The organism is Rothia sp. (in: high G+C Gram-positive bacteria) (assembly GCF_030540545.1).
GTDB lineage: Bacteria > Actinomycetota > Actinomycetes > Actinomycetales > Micrococcaceae > Rothia.
In genome coordinates this window covers 171,691-189,212 of sequence record NZ_JAUNVZ010000004.1, presented here as the reverse complement: position 1 = coordinate 189,212, position 17,522 = coordinate 171,691, and the positions used below count along the sequence as shown (strand labels likewise).

Annotated in this window: 15 protein-coding genes; 5 read left to right on the top strand and 10 right to left on the bottom strand. The window is 52.8% G+C overall.

The genetic code is table 11. The annotated features are described in order from the left end of the window. Positions 1-24: 24 nt before the first annotated feature. Complete coding sequence (locus Q4P78_RS05095) at positions 25-630, bottom strand: TetR/AcrR family transcriptional regulator (RefSeq protein WP_303339269.1); 606 nt, start codon at positions 628-630, stop codon at positions 25-27. Between the two features lie 491 nt (positions 631-1,121). Between Q4P78_RS05095 and Q4P78_RS05090 the strand changes: the two genes are divergently transcribed. The 4 genes from Q4P78_RS05090 (at position 1,122) to Q4P78_RS05075 (ending at position 5,041) form a co-directional block, all read left to right on the top strand. Beyond that, positions 1,122-2,048: a pseudouridine synthase gene (locus Q4P78_RS05090; RefSeq protein WP_303339268.1), complete on the top strand. Its 927-nt coding sequence runs from the start codon at positions 1,122-1,124 to the stop codon at positions 2,046-2,048. 132 nt (positions 2,049-2,180) lie between these two features. Further along, complete coding sequence (locus Q4P78_RS05085; protein ID WP_303339267.1) at positions 2,181-3,395, top strand: glycoside hydrolase family 76 protein; 1,215 nt, start codon at positions 2,181-2,183, stop codon at positions 3,393-3,395. 364 nt (positions 3,396-3,759) lie between these two features. Then, a complete protein-coding gene (locus Q4P78_RS05080) occupies positions 3,760-4,209 on the top strand; it encodes a peptidase inhibitor family I36 protein (RefSeq protein WP_303339266.1) in 450 nt (149 codons plus the stop codon). 106 nt (positions 4,210-4,315) lie between these two features. Then, positions 4,316-5,041 (top strand): hypothetical protein, encoded by a 726-nt coding sequence (locus Q4P78_RS05075; protein ID WP_303339265.1) that lies wholly within the window; start codon positions 4,316-4,318, stop codon positions 5,039-5,041. 62 nt (positions 5,042-5,103) lie between these two features. On the opposite strand, the gene Q4P78_RS05070 is transcribed toward Q4P78_RS05075, so the two are convergent. The 3 genes from Q4P78_RS05070 to tgt all read right to left on the bottom strand — a co-directional run bounded on the left by Q4P78_RS05070 (position 5,104) and on the right by tgt (position 8,564). Beyond that, on the bottom strand, positions 5,104-5,961 hold the full coding sequence (locus tag Q4P78_RS05070; RefSeq protein ID WP_303339264.1) for a hypothetical protein: 858 nt from the start codon (positions 5,959-5,961) through the stop codon (positions 5,104-5,106). A gap of 733 nt (positions 5,962-6,694) precedes the next feature. After that, complete coding sequence (locus Q4P78_RS05065) at positions 6,695-7,210, bottom strand: SRPBCC domain-containing protein (protein WP_303339263.1); 516 nt, start codon at positions 7,208-7,210, stop codon at positions 6,695-6,697. A gap of 31 nt (positions 7,211-7,241) precedes the next feature. Then, complete coding sequence (gene tgt / locus Q4P78_RS05060) at positions 7,242-8,564, bottom strand: tRNA guanosine(34) transglycosylase Tgt (RefSeq protein ID WP_303339262.1); 1,323 nt, start codon at positions 8,562-8,564, stop codon at positions 7,242-7,244. A gap of 206 nt (positions 8,565-8,770) precedes the next feature. Between tgt and Q4P78_RS05055 the strand changes: the two genes are divergently transcribed. Continuing rightward, positions 8,771-9,607, top strand: coding sequence for a hypothetical protein (locus Q4P78_RS05055; protein ID WP_303339261.1), 837 nt, complete (start codon positions 8,771-8,773; stop codon positions 9,605-9,607). A 55-nt stretch (positions 9,608-9,662) separates the two neighbouring features. On the opposite strand, the gene Q4P78_RS05050 is transcribed toward Q4P78_RS05055, so the two are convergent. The 6 genes from Q4P78_RS05050 to Q4P78_RS05025 form a co-directional block, all read right to left on the bottom strand. Beyond that, a complete protein-coding gene (locus Q4P78_RS05050; protein ID WP_303339260.1) occupies positions 9,663-10,826 on the bottom strand; it encodes an FUSC family protein in 1,164 nt (387 codons plus the stop codon). 182 nt (positions 10,827-11,008) lie between these two features. After that, positions 11,009-11,461: a thioesterase family protein gene (locus Q4P78_RS05045; RefSeq protein WP_303339259.1), complete on the bottom strand. Its 453-nt coding sequence runs from the start codon at positions 11,459-11,461 to the stop codon at positions 11,009-11,011. A 435-nt stretch (positions 11,462-11,896) separates the two neighbouring features. Continuing rightward, positions 11,897-13,318, bottom strand: coding sequence for an amino acid permease (locus Q4P78_RS05040; RefSeq protein WP_303339258.1), 1,422 nt, complete (start codon positions 13,316-13,318; stop codon positions 11,897-11,899). Between the two features lie 177 nt (positions 13,319-13,495). After that, positions 13,496-14,941, bottom strand: coding sequence for an amino acid permease (locus Q4P78_RS05035; protein ID WP_303339257.1), 1,446 nt, complete (start codon positions 14,939-14,941; stop codon positions 13,496-13,498). Positions 14,942-15,067: 126 nt separating this feature from the next. Continuing rightward, the gene (locus Q4P78_RS05030) at positions 15,068-16,498 is read right to left on the bottom strand and encodes an amino acid permease (protein WP_303339256.1); all 1,431 of its coding nucleotides are present in this window, start codon (positions 16,496-16,498) and stop codon (positions 15,068-15,070) included. A gap of 199 nt (positions 16,499-16,697) precedes the next feature. Beyond that, entirely contained in the window at positions 16,698-17,423 is a 726-nt protein-coding gene (locus Q4P78_RS05025) for a queuosine precursor transporter (protein ID WP_303339255.1), read from the bottom strand. Positions 17,424-17,522: the final 99 nt, after the last annotated feature.

Here is a 17,522-nt window from a genome sequence, read left to right as displayed (position 1 = left end):
TACTCGACTGGCGGGTCGTCCCGCCTAGAATCCGCTGGTCATGCTGGTGACGGCGCCAATGCAAATATCAATGGCTTCGTCGGTTCGCATGCTGCGGCGGTTATTATGTTCGCCTTGGGCGACGTACTGGGCGAAGTAATCGACCATGCACATCCACCCGGTGAGAACCACTCGAGTTCGTTCGTTGACGGTCATTCCGCTGGATTCAATCAGCCAGGAAATGAATGCTTCGGGAGTGTTGGGCATATCCGGGTTGTGGCCGGGGGCGCCTGCGACTCGGGCGAAGTATGCCTCGACGGTTTCGCGGATTGCTTCCGCGTCATCGATTCCTTGTTCGCTCAGCGTTGCCAGTACGATGCGTGCCTCTCGACGAGTTACTGCAGCGGCAAGGGATTCCTTACCCGGGAAGTAGTGGTAGAGCAGGGCGCGGGTGATACCCGCATCCTCAGCAATAGCCTTCATGGAAGAGGCAAGTACACCGCGGCTGGCGAAGTGCTTAATTGCGACTTGCAGAATCTGGTCCTCGCGGACGGTCGGGTCAAGACGGAGGTTGGTGCCGGTTTCCTTTGCAGCAGACTGCTCCGCCGTTGCCGGGGTTTCATTCGCTGCATTGCGCTTGTTCAGTTCCATACGCACCTTAGTCTTTTGGTCTGTACATGACCTCTTCTTACTTTTAATTCTACGTTCTGGAAATGATTTTAGCCGGATATAGGGGTGTAGTACCCCCTCAAAATAGGCTGTGTACAATACTTTTTGATTGTTGCTTGAGTTTAAGGATTAATCCTACTATTTGATGCAATTTAGCGTGTTTTAGACACTCATCCAGAGCCCCTAGGAACAGCCAGAGAGCGCGAAGTCTACCTTATATATGCGAACACCGTGATTCGAGAATCTACGATCCTTTTTCACGGGGTGATAATGGAAGTATGGCTCGTCGCGTTTTAAAGAATCAGAAACGCCCTCCCCTGCCTCAGAGGGACGGCATTGACCCCGTAAGTCTCATTCTGCCCGAAAATCCGGGCGAAACGCTCGAAAACTTGGGTTTAGCTCTCAATATCCAAGAGACACTTCTCACAATTTCGAATTATTTGACACTTAGATTTTATCCGGGGCATCCCGAGGTGATTTCAGCCCGTTTTGAACGCCGTGAAGTAGTCTCTGACACGGGGGAAATCCTCAGCGAGTCCACACCCTACCGTCCCGGCGAGAAGATCTGGTACTACCGAGAGCTAGCGGATGAACCCACCCTCTCCGATGATATTCCCATTCTCTACGAAGATGAGCATATACTCGCCGTAGATAAGCCACATTTTTTGCCCACCACTCCGCGCGGATCCTATATTGCCCAAACGGCACTGACCAAGCTGCGGGTGCGCGAGCGCAATCCCCTGCTCATTCCTATTCACCGTCTGGATCGCCCCACCGCGGGCGTACTACTTTTTGCAAAGACTATTCAAGCGCGAGCTCCTTTTCAGACTATGTTCCAGGAACGCCGGGTTTCTAAAAGCTATGTGGCGGTAGCTCCCCTTCTTCCCGATGCGCACGCACTAGCTCAAGCACGCGCTGGCACCCTGCAGGTTGCCAGCCGTATTACCAAGGTGCGCGATGAACTGCAGGTGCGTCAGCTGAGCGCCACCCAATGCCAAGAGAGCGGTGAACAGAGCAATACCCTGAGCCGTATTGAGCTACTGGCTAGCTATAGCCTTCAGAACACTCCGGGCGCCCGGCAGCTACCATCCAAGCCCCCAGGGAGCGAGCGCATTCATCCCGATAGTTTTTACCCCGCGCCCAATACGCAGCTGGGCCTGTACCGCCTGCACCCGCATACCGGCAAAACTCATCAGCTACGTGCCCATATGAATCTGCTGGGCGCTCCCCTACTGGGGGATGTGCTCTACCCGGATATCCTTCCTGCCGCCCCCGATGAGCAGATTCTACCCCTGCAGCTATTGGCGGATACCTTAGATTTTGAGCACCCCATGACGGGGCAGTCTATTCATCTACAATCCCAGCGAAATCTGGCGTTCGCTCCGCTTGGTGAGCGCTAAAAGCGGCTATCCATTGCGAGTGCTGCACGCTGTCGTCATAGTGTCATTTTTAGCCTTATCCTGTCCCGGGGCGTGCAATAATGAGAGTGCCCTTATTCTCAAGCGTGGCGTATGCCCAGAAAGCCATCCATTGTGACTGATTTTTCTTCTGCTGCGGCTGCCGCAGCGCATTCTGTCATGTACCGCTATGTTGCCCCGGTGGCTAAGGTTCCGGGCACTCTCATTGGTGCCACTCAGGAGCCGGATCCTCGCCCTCTATCTCAGCGTATAATGCACTGGAATTATTGGTGGCAGGCCCATTTGATGGATGCCATGGTGGATGCCGGTATGCGCCATGCGCGCGAGGGGGATTCTGAGCAGGCGCATGTATGGTTTAAGCACGCGCAGGCGATGATTGCCGGTATTCGTGCCCGCAATATGGGTAAGGTTGCCACGAGTTTTTATGACGATATGGCGTGGCTTGCTCTGGCGGTGGAGCGCATGGATTCGCTGAGTGTGCAGTTGAAATCTTCTGGTTCTCGTATTGCCCAGGATGCCGGTACTGCGCTCATGTCTCAGCTGCGCGGTGGCGTGGCGTCGGGCTTGGATTTTGCCGGTGGTGGCGTGAGCTGGGCTAAGCAGCATCGTGATTTTGTGAATATGCCGGCGACCGCTCCGAGCGCTCTTGCTTTTGGCCAGGCGGCCGACCACGAGACTGCTTTTGCGCTCTGGCAGTGGGCTAATGAGCACCTGTGGGATAGCGAACGTTCACTCTATATTGATGGTGTACATGCAAAGAACGGCGGTTTAGAGCCTGAGCGTTCTATTCATAGTTATAACCAGGGTACGGGCTTGGCGGGTCTACTCTATCTGGATTCTCTTGATTCTTCGTTTAAAGATCGTTTGGATTTTGATCCCCTGCAGCGCGCTCAGGAGCTGGTGGTCTCTATTGCCCGTTCCTGTTCTACGCCCTATGAGCGTGCCGATGGCACGGTGGTTCGTGTTATTTCTTCTGAGGGTCGCGGCGATCGCGGTCTTTTTGATGCGATTTTGGTACGTCATTTGGCGCAGGCTGCCCTCTATGAGCCTCTGGATGAGGATGTTCGTCAGCTCTGCTCTTTGCTGGTGCGTGATAGTGCGCAGCTACTGTGGGAGGGTCGCCGTGAGTTTGATCCAACTCTGCCAATGAATGAGCCCCATATTGATCCTACGGAGATTCGTAATGAGCGTGTGAGCATTTTTTCTCCGGAGGCTATTCGCCCCGCTTCCGAGGTGCTTAAGCCGGGGGCTCCTGTGGAGCTATCTGCTCAGGTGGGTGCATGGATGATTATTGAGGCTGCTGCACTGCTGGAGAGTGAGGGCAGGTAGAACACTCATAGCTGCAAGGATTGTAGAGTTCTTCTATAAACGGGGTGCTGGGATATATTCCGGCACCCCGTTTTGCATACCTTCTCAAGAATCTTAGACTCTTATCACATATAACACATAAATACCAGCTATACGATAGATTTTGAGATGAATGTCGCTTAAAAAGTGGTTGATTTAAAAAGAGTTCGATTCTAGCCTTGAGGAAGACCACATATATCACGCGTGAATGACCGCAGTGAAAAGATTAGAGTAACTCGGCCGCTTTGTGAAGCACACAAAGTCACTCACATTCCATACCAGGCAATAAAGCCTAGAGCGCTGTACCCATGACCGTTACAGCACCGCTCACGAAAGGTAAAGAGCCATGACTCTTATACGCAAAGCCACCCTCCTGGGCCTGGCAACCATCTCAGAACTCTCCCTCTCACTCCCCGCAGCATCCGCACATGACGTCAAGGGAACCATTGACTGCGCATTCCGCCATGTTTGCGTCTGGGAGCATAAAGAATTTCAAGGAGCCAAACAACAAATCAGCAGCTTCTCACCTTACACCGATTTAGATGGTGCGCTTCATGACCGCGCCTCATCATGGACTAATGCTAATGGTGAGACTACGGAATGCCTAGGAGACTGGCGTAGCAGCTGGTACTCACGTAAGGCAGTAGCTCTATCCTATCTCAAGGCAGGATGGAGCGGTACGAATCTTCAACACGATGTGCATTACGACGGCACCGATTCAAATGACCAGGCTGACTTTGTAGCTCGATGGGATTGGAATGGTTGGAATGGGAAACCCCGTTACTCGCAAGATTAGGCTTATACTCGCGGGCTGTCTCTGCCTCACAGCATGTTCCGTCAACTCACCAGCACAACAGTCTCTGGATTCTAGTTCTAAACCTCGAGCTATTAAAGCAGCTACAGTGGTAGATCACCAGGCAGTGCAAAAGGTTGATGAGCTCACCGACTACCCCGAAGCGCTCAGATTAGCCTGGCAAAAAGGACTAAAAGACTGCATGGCTAAGAAAGGATTCACCCCTCAAGGCGAATATTACATGCCGTACAACGCTACAGTTCGCAGTACTCTACCACCGGGTGAACTCACTATAGAGGAAGCACGACAATATGGATATTCAAACCCTGCTGCCCAAGCACAAAAAGCTAAAGAACAGCAGTCAACAATAACTGAGGAAGAGATTCGAGCGCTCCGAGGATACGGAGAAGAGAATCAGAACAATAGTTGCGAATATATAGTGTCTATCAAAATATTTGGAGATATAGATCTAGCCGATACGCTCTTTACCGCTGACAAGCACCTCTTACCCTATGCGGAAGCAGCAGGTATGTCAGATGAGCTCATTCATATTTATATGGATTGGGCTCAGTGTATGAAAGATAAGTATCAATTGCCGTACAAGGCTCCTGATGAAATCTTTTATACGTATCGCGCTGCTGAAATCCCTGCCAATATACCGGTAGCTGATGCTACCTGCCGTGAGCAGGTGAACTATGAGGATCGAGTTATGGAGTTGCTGAACGCCTATATGACGTCTTTCTTGGAGGATAATCAGGCACTTATTGAGCGTATTACCCAGGCAAAAAAGAATGCCGAAGAAAATGCACCCAAGATCCTCGACGGCACCCTCTAAACACAGATATTGGCGATTATCTAGCCCCCTAGATAACCACCAATATCTTTTAGGACCGAATCCTATGACTGATTAATAATCTTATTAGCACGATCCTTAGCAAATAATTCAATATCTCGAATCTGGAGAATATAGGCTTCATGATCCTTAAGCCACTGACCCACTCGATCATAAAATATATCCTCTGCTTTGCGGACAATATTACTTGACTCCTGACAGGAATAATCTGCCTGAGCCATTGCGCGTTCCTCAGCATGAGGCCTCTGATCCTTGGTGCGATATTGCCCGAACTTCTGAAGGGCAATCTTCGGGGCAAGACCAAATGCAATCACATCGGGATAGCCTGCATCCTTCATGCACTGCGGATACTCTTTATTATCTGAGTACAGAGACACAATCTCATCGATTGCTTTATACTGACGTGCAGAAAAGAGAATATCATTGGCAAAATCTGAATACTTAAGATAATTCTCTACCGAGCCAAATACCTTCTCCGCAGCACGAGCAGTACATGATTTTGAGCTAATAGACGTTTCCACCCCAGAGAGAGAAATATATTTAATCTCATCTGCAGGGTTATAATTTTCTTCCGTCACATCCGAATCGCTGCGCTCTTCAGTGGGAAGCACTGTCTCTTTATATCCAGCCGATACTGAATCCATAGAGTAAAACACAGAGCCAGAGTTTACAATATCAGCACTTCCAAGGGAAAATTTATATCCACCCTTAACATATTTTTTATTTTTCTCCGACATACATTTTTCCATCTCAATATCGATGGCAATTACAATTTCTGGAGGAGAAGATTTATACGAATTTAATATAGAGCGGACATCTTCAGATACAGAAATCTTTTCAGAGGAACCACACCCACTGAAAAGAAAAATAAATATAATTAGTATTATATAAAATTTCTTCATATCAAACCCTTTACAAATTTTTAAATACCTCACATGGGAGGATACATACAGTACCCTCCCATGCGAGAATATTTAAAGTGAATGATTAGCACCGAGAGAAAAAGTCGATGCGATCACTTGCGCCCCAAAGATTAGCCTTATGATCATTGGGGTGAATACGTATTACCTCAATAGAGGTAACCCAAGAAGTCTCATCACGCCCCGACCAACACGTATCAGTCCAGTTATGCACAGACGAGACAACATTATCGGGTACATCAATCCACGATACATACCCAGGTACACGCGTTACCTCAGCGACATAGTCAGCATGAGCATACGCATGGAAATCAGCACCGGCAGGTGCTACGGAAAGCAACAGAACGGACATCATAGCCAGCCCTGCGCTACCAATCTTAGATACAACAGACATTATTCCTGTCCTTATGCGAGTGTGTGTCCTATAGCAGTCATGGGTATAGAACATGAGCATTCGCCCATTACCATCGGTTGGCAACCTTCTGTTCTGCAGAAAGCAGTCGAGCTACTCCATTCTTTTCACAACGACTATCCACCGCCAACCACTATATATGTGGCTTAGCTCAAGTATATAATGCACAAACAACTCATTGCAAGCATATTTACTCCGTTCATCATCCTCTGCCCCCAGCGACCTTCTAGAGACAGAGCAATGCCCGCGTGCATAGAGTGCACGCGGGCATTGTATAGAACACGTCAAAGAATTGCGCTCTACCTACAACCTATGAGAGGTCATCCCTCCGGGATTCAAAAGCGCATCCAAACGAATAAACGCCGAACGCCAGGACTGAGCCACCGACTCGTGTACATTCTGCGGCAGAGGTCCAATCTCCACGCGCACACGAGTACCGGCACCCACACCGCTAGAGGTCAGCACCGTATCATTATCAAAACGGAACCGAGAATAAATGAGCACATCCCCGGGCTGACCGGCAGGATCAGGCAGCTGCTCTGCAAGTTCCAGCTGAGCATTCGGCTCAAACGCCAGAAAACGGCTCTGCATAATGCACGATGCCGAAAGATCCAGCTCATTGACCATCGTCAAACGCTGCATACCGCCCACCCAGGGTTCAACCACCGTGTCGTGCTCGCGAGCATGCCAACCCGCCGGGCCGTACCAGGCGCTGAGCAACTCGGGAACTACAAAAGCCTCAAAAACGCTCTCCACGTCAAAGGCCAGTTCCGCGGTAAAGGTCAGCAGCTCATGCTCTTCTACTCGCGTAATACTCATATTTAATCCTCACTCGGGCAAGACCCGATATTTAGGGCTTCTGACCCGAATAGTAGTTGCCCAAGAACTCATCACGATACTCAAAATAGGTGCCATTGGCAATAGCTTCGCGAGCGTCATCAACCATCTTCACAATAAAACGCTCATTGTGAATAGACGCCAGGGTTGCCGCCAAACGCTCATCCGCCTTGAACAGATGACGCACATAGGCACGAGTATAGTGCTGGCAGGTGTAGCAATCGCACCCCTCATAGAGCGGGCTAAAATCAGCCTTAAAGCGGGCATTGGTCACGTTGTAACGACCGGTCGGCGAATAGATAGCGGCATTACGTGCCACACGCGTGGGAGAAACACAGTCGAAAGTATCCACACCGTTTTCAATACCCACAAAAATATCGTCCGGTTCAGAAATACCCAGCAGGTGGCGAGGCTTAGACTCGGGCAGCTCCTCAGCACACCAGCGCACAATGGTACCCAGGTTTTCCTTCTCCAGAGCGCCGCCAATACCAAAACCGTCAAAAGGCATAGAGCCCAAGTCACGGCATGCCTTACGGCGAAGATCCTCATACTGAGCACCCTGAATCACGCCAAAGAGAGCCTGGTAGGGCTTAGTGGAGCGCTCAACGGTCAGACGCTCATGCTCAGCAATGCAGCGCAGAGCCCACAGGCGGGTACGTTCCAGGGCTTCTTCCTGATAGCCGCGGGAGTTGTACAGGGTGGTTAGCTCATCAAAAGCAAACATGACATCCGCACCGATCTGGTGCTGCACCTGCATGGACACCTCGGGGGTGAAACGGTGAATGGAACCGTCAATATGGGATTTGAAGTTCACACCGTCATCGTCAATATGTGCCAAGCGTTCCTTGCCCTTGGCAACATCATCATCGCCAATAGGGCGGCCATCAGCGCCCTTGGCGTTTGCCACGGTGCCCATATCAATCACCTTTTTAAAGCCGGAACCCAGGCTCATCACCTGGAAACCGCCGGAGTCGGTGAAGGTCGGGCCGTCCCAGTTCATAAAGGCACCCAGGCCGCCAGCTGCGTCGAGAATCTCCGGGCCGGGCTGCAGGTACAGGTGGTATGCATTCGAAAGCAGCGCCTGTGCCCCCAGTTCCTTCATGGATTCGGGCAGAACGGCTTTAACGGTTGCTTTGGTACCCACGGGGGTGAAGGCGGGGGTTGCAATATCGCCGTGCGGGGTGTGAATAATGCCGGTGCGCCCCTTAAACTGACCGCCATTTGCTGCAATGCGCTCTTCGCTAATCTGCGCGGTCTCTGCCAGGCGGCTGGTGATTTCGAAGGAGAATCCTTCATGGGGGAATGCGTTATCCGGGGTGGGGTGGGGTGTAGACACGGTTCACCTTTATCGTGCTGGGATTGGGTCTTCTCCCGCTCATGTCACCTTGCGGGCACTCCTATTTTACCCCTTCGCCCGACAGTGCCAGACACTGGAACGTTTAACGCATTGCATATAGAGCTTAAGTTGTCAATAAAGGCTATACTTATGCCTATAGATTCTCTAGGCGTTCCCGGTACCAGCAACCGGGGAGGAGGGCTCTTATGCGACGGGTATTACTCTATCTGATTGTAATTCTTACCGTTGTGTCCTGTGCCCGGATTGTTCAGCCTAATCGCGATACGTCGGCGCGGGCTTTTCTCGACTACGAGAATGGCGAAATTGTTTATCCTCTGGATTCATACGGTCAAAGTATGGAAGATTTACGCTTTGATATAGCATATAACGCCTATCTCTATGCTGAATGCATGAAACCCCATGGATATACAATGCCGGGTGCCTCAAGTCTGCAGCACATCTCTCATACTGTTCAATTTGATAAAATTTACGGGCTGTGGAATGTAGCAAAAGCGCAAAAAACCGGTCTTGTCGAACGAGATAAACCAACATCCTCACGCATGGAAACCACGGCTGATTTTGAGCGCATTATGGATGAAACCTGCATACCCCAGGTACGCGATCAGCTCAACGCAGAAGAGGACTATAAAGCCTCAGAAAAAGCTCAGAAGCTGACCCAGGAAATTCGCAATCAGGCCTACAATAAGGCAAATTCCCACCCCGAATGGAAACAAGCCCGTTCAGAGTGGTGGGCATGCCTCGAATCCAAAGGTTTGCACCCTCGAAAGGGAGAGCATGAATGGGGAGTCCAGGAAGAGTTCAACTTTGTGTCAGCACCCGAACTGACAGAAGCAGAAATTAAACTTGCTGTGACCATGGCACAGTGCAGCCAGGATACCCGCATGGCTCAGCGCCTCGGCGATTTAGAAGCCTCCTACCAGATGCCCCTTATTCGCCAGCATCAGCACGAGCTCAACGAAGCTAAAGACGCCATTAAAAAGCGTAGCGAGCGCATTAAAAAGATTGTGCTCACCCACCAATAACAGATAGGTGCGGTATACATCGCGTATACCGCACCTATCTGTGCCCCGACAGAATCTACTCCTTGGCACCCGTATCAATGGAAACACTACCGCGGATCTGCGCACCCGGCTTACCCTCAGCAGCACGCTGTTCCGCCGCCGCATGAGCACGCGCACGACGCAAATCACGCGTAAGACGCAAAACCGGAATGGCCTGCGTATCCTGACCGCGGTACTCAGGATTCGGCACCAAATACACAGCCACCACAGCCACAATAGCGCCAATAATCGTCTCCCAAATACGCGCAGTCATCAGCACAGAAGCATCCGTAGGGAAAACCAAATAAATCATGAGCAAAGCAACCGGAGTCACAAAAAAGACACCAATACCGTAATGGCGCTTAATATACAGCTCAGCATAAAACTGAGAAACAACCACCAACACCACCACATGCCAGGGGCTAGGACTCATCGAAACAAAAAATGCACTCACCACAATACCGGCAATCGTGCCGTACACGCGGTGAATACTGCGCAGCACCGTCATACGAGCCGTAATACCCAGCATAATCGCCGCGGCGCTAGTCATCGCCCAATAATTATTCTGCACACCCGACAGCTCACCCCAAGCGCCGGCAGCAAACATAGCTACAGCAAAAATAGCGCCCTGCGCCAGAATCTCAGAGGTACTCAAACCGTGATGGGGGCGAGGCGGAACCGCAGCCTCATTAGTACCCTCACCCACCAGGGTACCCAACCAGCCGGTAAAAAGAGCACAAAACACAGCGAAACCCGTAGCACCCAAAGACAGCCACGGCTCGTGGTTATAGGGCAGGAAAGCCACCGGGGCAATCGCAAAAATATAGAAAAGCGGGCCGGGCGGGAACAAATCCAGGTAGATTGAGATAATTCCGCCCACGCCGCCCACCAGGGCACAAATGGTGACCTTCAGCCAGGAATTCATATCAATAGCGCTCATCCACAGACCCAGGGCAACACAGATAATCTGCAAAATACCTATCTGCAGCTGATGCTTAAAACGCAGAGCGGGCAGCTCGTGGCGCCCATAGATTGCGGTAAAAGCACCAAAAATAGCGAAGAAGGTCAACTGAATCTGACCCAGCGCCACCAGCACAGAGAGCGGGATTGCCAGGCTGAGCGCCACACGCGCGGCGGGAATGTACTCGCGTCGCATGGGTGCGATGGTAAGAAAGGGCGTGAAGTCGATGCGTTGGGGCATAATGCTCTAACCTTTCTGCGAGTGTGCCTGCCGGCACGGTGTATTTATAGGGATTATTGTGCACCCAATGGGTGCACGTGTCTAGGCTCGCTCGCCCAGCGAGCGGGTACCGGTACCGTTATCGCTCATTTATCGCTCATTTATCGCTCATGATGGAGTCTAGGGCGCTTCTGCGCTACCGGCTAATCGGCATACAAAGCCAGCAACTCACGCTGCTCCTTCGTCAAACGCACCAGGCTACCCGCCTGAGCGTCCCAAAAAGCCAGCACGGTAGAAGCGCGCACGCACTCGCGACCATCCTTGGGGCTCACAAAGGAATACGAGAGCGTAATCGAGGCGGCACTGATTTTCTCCAACGCCATACGCACCATCACCGGCTCACCCGTATAGGGCAGCTGTGCCTTATACTTCACGCTATGTTCAGCGATCAGAGCCTGCACGCTGGACCCCATCATTTCAAATAGGGGGATAACAGCCTGGATCTTCTCGTGGTTCGGCTCGCCCGATGCAGGAGGCGGGCCAAAGAGAGCAATACGTGCCTCTTCCATCAGCGCCAGCATAGCCACATTATTGACGTGCCCGTAGGCGTCCATATCGCCCCAGCGTACGGGGATCTTTACCTCAAAAGTACTCATAGCACCACTCTACTCGCGCCCGCTCTGAGAACAAACCCGCCGGGAGTGAGTATCAAATTACATAAAACATGTAGTTTATGGATAGTCATGGGGCAAAATGATACGTCCTGCTAGCTTCAGCGCTAGCAGGACGTATCCAACACACAGACATTTGAACGCATACAAGATCATACGGTTCTCTTCTATTCTAGCGCACGGGTAGACCTTCGCCTCAGAATATGCGAATATTTCGCGAAAATACACAAATATTACGAAATATACGGTCTAAACTCGAGTCATAACCCACATAACCACAGGTAAACCCACAAAAATCCCACATACTCCAATATAAAACCACATAATTTTTCTCTACTATTCCCCACTAAACAGAGAAAACCCGCCGCACGCCCCATACAGGGCATACGGCGGGTGTGAAGAAAACTCCAGAAAAGGATCCTAGTGCTCAGCATCCAAAGCGCGCTGCGCCTCAGCAAAAGCCTCTTCATCCACGCGCAGAGTACTCTTAACCACCGCGAAATACACCACGGTCAGCACCACAAAATACGCCACGCCGGCAATCGCCGCGAACTGGCTAATGGGAGTGCGGAAAAGAGCAACCCACACCGCAAAGAACACCAGAATCGCCACGCCTGCAGTCAGGCGGCCGCCCCATAGATTAAAGGAGGTCGAAGGGCCCTCAACGCGACGGTAAGCAACATAAGCGAAGAGAATCAGCACCCACACAATCAGAGCGCAGACCATAATCAGACCCAGCATCCACATAAATGCAGACTTGGGGTAACCCACGCGCAGAATAATCGCCAGCACAATACCCGGGGTGGAGATCCACAGAGCCGCAGCGGGAACGCCACGAGAATTCACGCGAGCAAAGGCGCGAGGAGCCATACCGTCCACTGCCAGAGAATGCATCAGGCGGGTACCTGCATACAGGTTCGCATTCGCGCTGGACAGAGCAGCCACCAGCACCACAAAGTTCACCACATGGGCAGCACCGCTAATATTGAGCTGCTGGAAGACCAACACAAAGGGAGAGGTCTCCACGCTACCGCCCAGTGTAGTAGCCTGCTGCCAAGGAATCAGCGACATGACAATAAAGAGGGAAATCACGTAGAAGGTCGCCAGGCGAACCATCATTGCCTTGGTGCTCGAACGCACCGAACGCGCCGGGTCCTTTGCCTCCGCGGCAGAAATGGAGAGCATTTCAATACCGCCAAAGGAGAACATGACCACAGCAAGAGCCAGCCACACGCCCTCAAAACCATTGGGCATAAAGCCGCCGTGATTGCTCAAATTACTCATACCCACCGCGGCGTGACCGGGCAGACCGAAGAAAATCAGGCACAGACCCACCAGCATAAAGAGCAGAATCGCAAAGACCTTAATGGAGGAGAGGAAAAACTCCAGCACACCAAAAGACTTCACGCTGGAAAGGTTCAGCACAATAATCGCGGCACCAAAAATAGCAATGGGAACCCACAGGGGCAGAGAGGGGAACCAATAGCTCAAATAACTGGAGACAGCCACCAGCTCAATACCGGCAATCAGCACGGTCGCCGTCCAATAGGCCCAGCGGGTCAAAAAGCCCGCGTAGGGGCCCAGGTAGCGGGTAGCAATCGTGCCAAAGCCACCGCGCACCGGGTAGCGAATCGCCATTTCACCGGTCGCACCGGCAATCACAGCCGCCAGCGCCGAACCGATCGCGTAGGTCAGAATAACCGCCGGGCCCGCCAGAGCGATGGCATCGCCCGAGCCCAGGAAAAGACCGGTGCCCAGCGCCGAGCCGAGCACAATCATATTCATCTGGCCGTGAGAGAGCGAGCGCTTGAGCTCGGTCTGTCCACCAGTATTTTTAGCCATTATGTCCCTTTCAGAGAGGGTGAGATTACACCCTTATACGGGTACACCCTAACATATCTATGCCAGCTCATGCGCCCGGGCGCTGAAGCGAGGTGTGTAGGTGCCCCTCCAGCCCGGTAAAGGCGGGCACTAAACCCCGCTACAGCGCTGGGTACAGCACACGGTACAGCGCGATGTCTAGTTGCCGGGCTCGGCACTGCTCCTGCCCGAGAGCGCCTCCAAATCTGCCGGTTCAAAACCGCCGCGGCGGGATGCCAGCACACGATACGCCAGGCTAATAATCAGCACGAATACAAGACCTACGCTAACCGATGTCAAGGTGGTTTCATCAACCACAAAGAGCGCACTAAAGGTTGCTGCAATGCCGATCAGGCCAATCCACGCGGTGATCCTGCCGCCAAAGATCTGGAAGCCGATGCCCTGCGGGTGAGCTTTTTTCACGCGCAGGTAGGTTATGAGGATCATTGACCAGACCAGCAGCATAGCGAAGGTCACCAGACCCATAAAGAGGCGGAAAATATTATCGAGGCCCAGCAAAGCCATCAGCAGGGCGATCACGGCGCCCAGGGTGGAGACAGCCAAAGCACCAACCGGAACACCCGTTTTGCTTGTCTTGGCGAGCACACGAGGAGCCATAGAATCCTGAGCCAGAGCGTGCAGCTGACGGGTCGCCGCATACAGCGCCGCATTACCGCCGGAAAACGCCGCAATCAGCACCACGAAATTAATAATGCCCGCAGCCGCCGGAATACCCGCCTGGCTAAAGACCATGACAAAGGGAGAAGCGGTCAGATCCTTACCCGCCTCCGCGGCACTACGCCAGGGCATCAGGCACAGAATAATCAGCATGGACAGCACATAGAAAGAGCTCAGACGCCAAATCATTGCCTTCACACTGGAAGAAACCGAACGCGCCGGATCCTTCGCCTCAGCAGCGGAAATGGAAATCAACTCCACGCCGCCAAAGGAGAACATAACCACCGCAAGAGAAAGCCAGAGAGAAGAAATGCCATTGGGCATAAAACCGTTATCGCTGGTCAGGTACTCCAGACCGTGGGGCTGCTGACCGGGCATACCAAAGATCACGAAAATAGCACCCACCACAATAAAGCAGAGCACCGCACCCACCTTAATAGCCGAAAGCACGGTTTCAGTGGAGCCAAAGGAACGCACGCTAATAATATTGAGCATGACAATCATCGTGCCGAACATGAGCGCCCACACCCACAGATCCACCTGCGGGTACCAGTAGCCCATATAGTGGCTGGTGGCGATAATTTCAGCACCGGTCAGGGGCACCGTGGTAATCCAATATGCCCAGCGGCTTAGGTAGCCGGCGTAGGGGCTCAGGTAGCGGGTGGCGATAGTGCCGAAACCGCCGGGCACAGGGTAACGGATCGCCATTTCACCCGCGCAGGCTGCAATAATTGCCGCCACCAGCGAGCCAAAGGCGTAGCTTATAAGTACCGCAGGTCCCGCAATGCCAATAGCTGCGCCCGAGCCGAGGAAAAGACCCGTACCCAGAGCAAGACCGAGGGCAATCATGGTCATCTGGCCGTGGCTGAGGGAGCGTTTAAGTTCGTTCTGGTTAGTTTCTCCCGAAGGAGTATCCGTAGAGGACATGAGTTTCTTTCGTGAATAAATAGTGGTCTACGAGTGAATAGTACGTGCGCGTGGACTCTCATAAGCGAAACGGCGGCACCAAGTGCGTGCCGCCGTTACGCCAAGCAGTCACAAGCTATGAGAAGACTAAGCCTTGGTGTCTTCTTCCTGCTGTGCCAGTGCCTCCAGATCGGCAGCCTTAAAACCGCCATTGCGCTTAGCCACCACGAAATAGGCGACAGTAATCAGCGCGAAGAAGCCCAAACCGAATAGCACGGAGTTCAGGGTGGTATCGTCCACCACGAACATTGCGGCAAAGGTTGCCAACACGCCCGCCAGAGCAATGCAAGCGGTCACGCGGCCACCGAGCACCTGGAAACCATCGGCAACCGGGTGCATCTTCTTAAAGCTCAGATAGGTCAGCAGAATCATGACCCACACAATCAGAATGGACAGGGTCACCAGGCCCATAAAGAGCGCGAAGATATTCTTCAGGCCGCCCAATGCCAGCACAATAGCCACCACAACGCCCACACTGGAGACGGTCAGGGCACCCACGGGCACACCGGTCTTGCTGGTCTTTGCCAGGGCACGAGGCGCCATACCGTCCTGAGCCAGGGCGTGCAGCAGGCGGGTTGCCGCATATAGCGCAGCATTAGCGCCCGAAAGCGCAGCAATAAAGACCACGAAGTTAATAATGCCGGCAGCACCGGGGATACCCACCTGGCTAAAGACCGTCACAAAGGGGGAGGCGGTCAGAGCCTTGCCGGACTCCGCAGCCTGACGCCAAGGCACCAGGCACAGGATGACCAGCATGGAGAGCACATAGAAGCTGGAAAGGCGCACAATCATACCCTTAACGCTGGTGGAAACCGAACGATCCGGGTCCTTCGCCTCGGCAGCGGAGAGGGAAATCATCTCAATACCGCCAAAGGAGAACATCACCACAGCCATGGACACCCAAATGGAGGAGACACCATTGGGCAGGAAACCGCCGTCGTTGGTCAAATACTCCACGCCGTGAGCGCCTTGGCCGGGCAGACCGAAGATCACGAAAATACCGCCGATAACAATAAAGAGCAGCACGGCGCCGACCTTAATAGCGGAAAGAATGGTTTCGGTCGATCCAAAGGAACGCACGCTAATAATATTGAGCATGACAATCATGACGCCGAAAATAACCGCCCAGACCCACAGGTCAACATGGGGGTACCAATAGCCCATGTACTCGCCCACGGCAATCAGCTCGGCGCCCGCCAGGGGCACGGTAGCAGCCCAATATGCCCAGCGACCCAAATAGCCCGCGTAGGGGTTCAGGTAGCGGGTAGAAATAGTACCGAAACCGCCGGGCACGGGGTGACGGATTGCCATTTCGCCCGCGCAGGCAACAATAATTGCGGCGATCAGGGAGCCAATGGCGTAGGAGATAATCACGCCGGGGCCTGCAATGCCGATAGCTGCGCCCGACCCCAGGAAAAGACCGGTGCCCAGCGCCAGACCCATGGCGATCATGGTCATCTGGCCGTGGCTTAGGGAGCGTTTGAGCTCGCTATGCTCAGCTGTCTGCGATGTACTCATCAGGTTACTTTCACTCTGTGCATTGTGTGTTCTTGACGCTTGGACACCCTATGGGGCGCTTGCGTCCTATCGGGTACGATAAAGCGCCGAATGCCCATAGTCATCAAGCAATGCTCTTAACTATCCAGCACTCCGGCGCTCTTATCAAGTTTTATGCGGTGTGCAATATATACCTAAGATAGCCACACTCCCTTAATTTTTAGCCCACGTATTCAGCTTCGTGCTTCTTGAACCAAGCAATGACCGGGTAGCTAATGGGCATGAGCAGAATTTCCACCAGGCACTTGTATACATAGCCCAGCAGTACATAGCTCATAAAGGTTTGAATATCGCTAATGCCCAGCACGGGAGCAGCAATAGTGCAGAAGATCAGGGTGTCCACCAGCTCACCGGCCAGGGTGGAACCAATCATACGGCTCCACAGGTGCTTGCCGCCGGTTGCCTTCTTCATGGCGACCATGACCCAGGCGTTCAGGGTCTGACCGGTCAGATAACCCAGCAGGGAGCCGGCAAAGATCTGCCAGACCGGGCCCAGAACCGTAGCGAATGCCTCCTGATTGGTGTAGAAGTCCGCGGCGGGCAGGTTCAGGGTAATCACAAAGCAGAGCACGGCGAAGGCGGTTGCCACGAAGGAGGCAATAATTGCGCGGCGTGCGCGCTTGAAGCCGTAGACTTCCGAGAGCACATCACCGAGCACATAGGCCAGGGGGTAGAGGAAGAAACCGCCGTCGGTAATGATCACGCCATCGGGCATGATGAAAGGAATGCTAAAGGGCAGCGGGCCAAAGGCGACGCCCTTGGTTGCGGCAATATTGGAGATAATCAGAATCACGCAGGATGCTGCCAGTAGCAGATCGAAGTAGCTGCGACGCTTGCCCCACGGGGTACCCGCGGTGGTTTGAGATTCAGTAGATACAGAGGACATAGTTCACCCTTGATGTGTTTGTTCATGTTCTTGAATCGCCCGTCTGCCACCCGAGCATTATTTAGTGTAGCGCACCGGCAGGGCTCAGCAGCTCTGCCT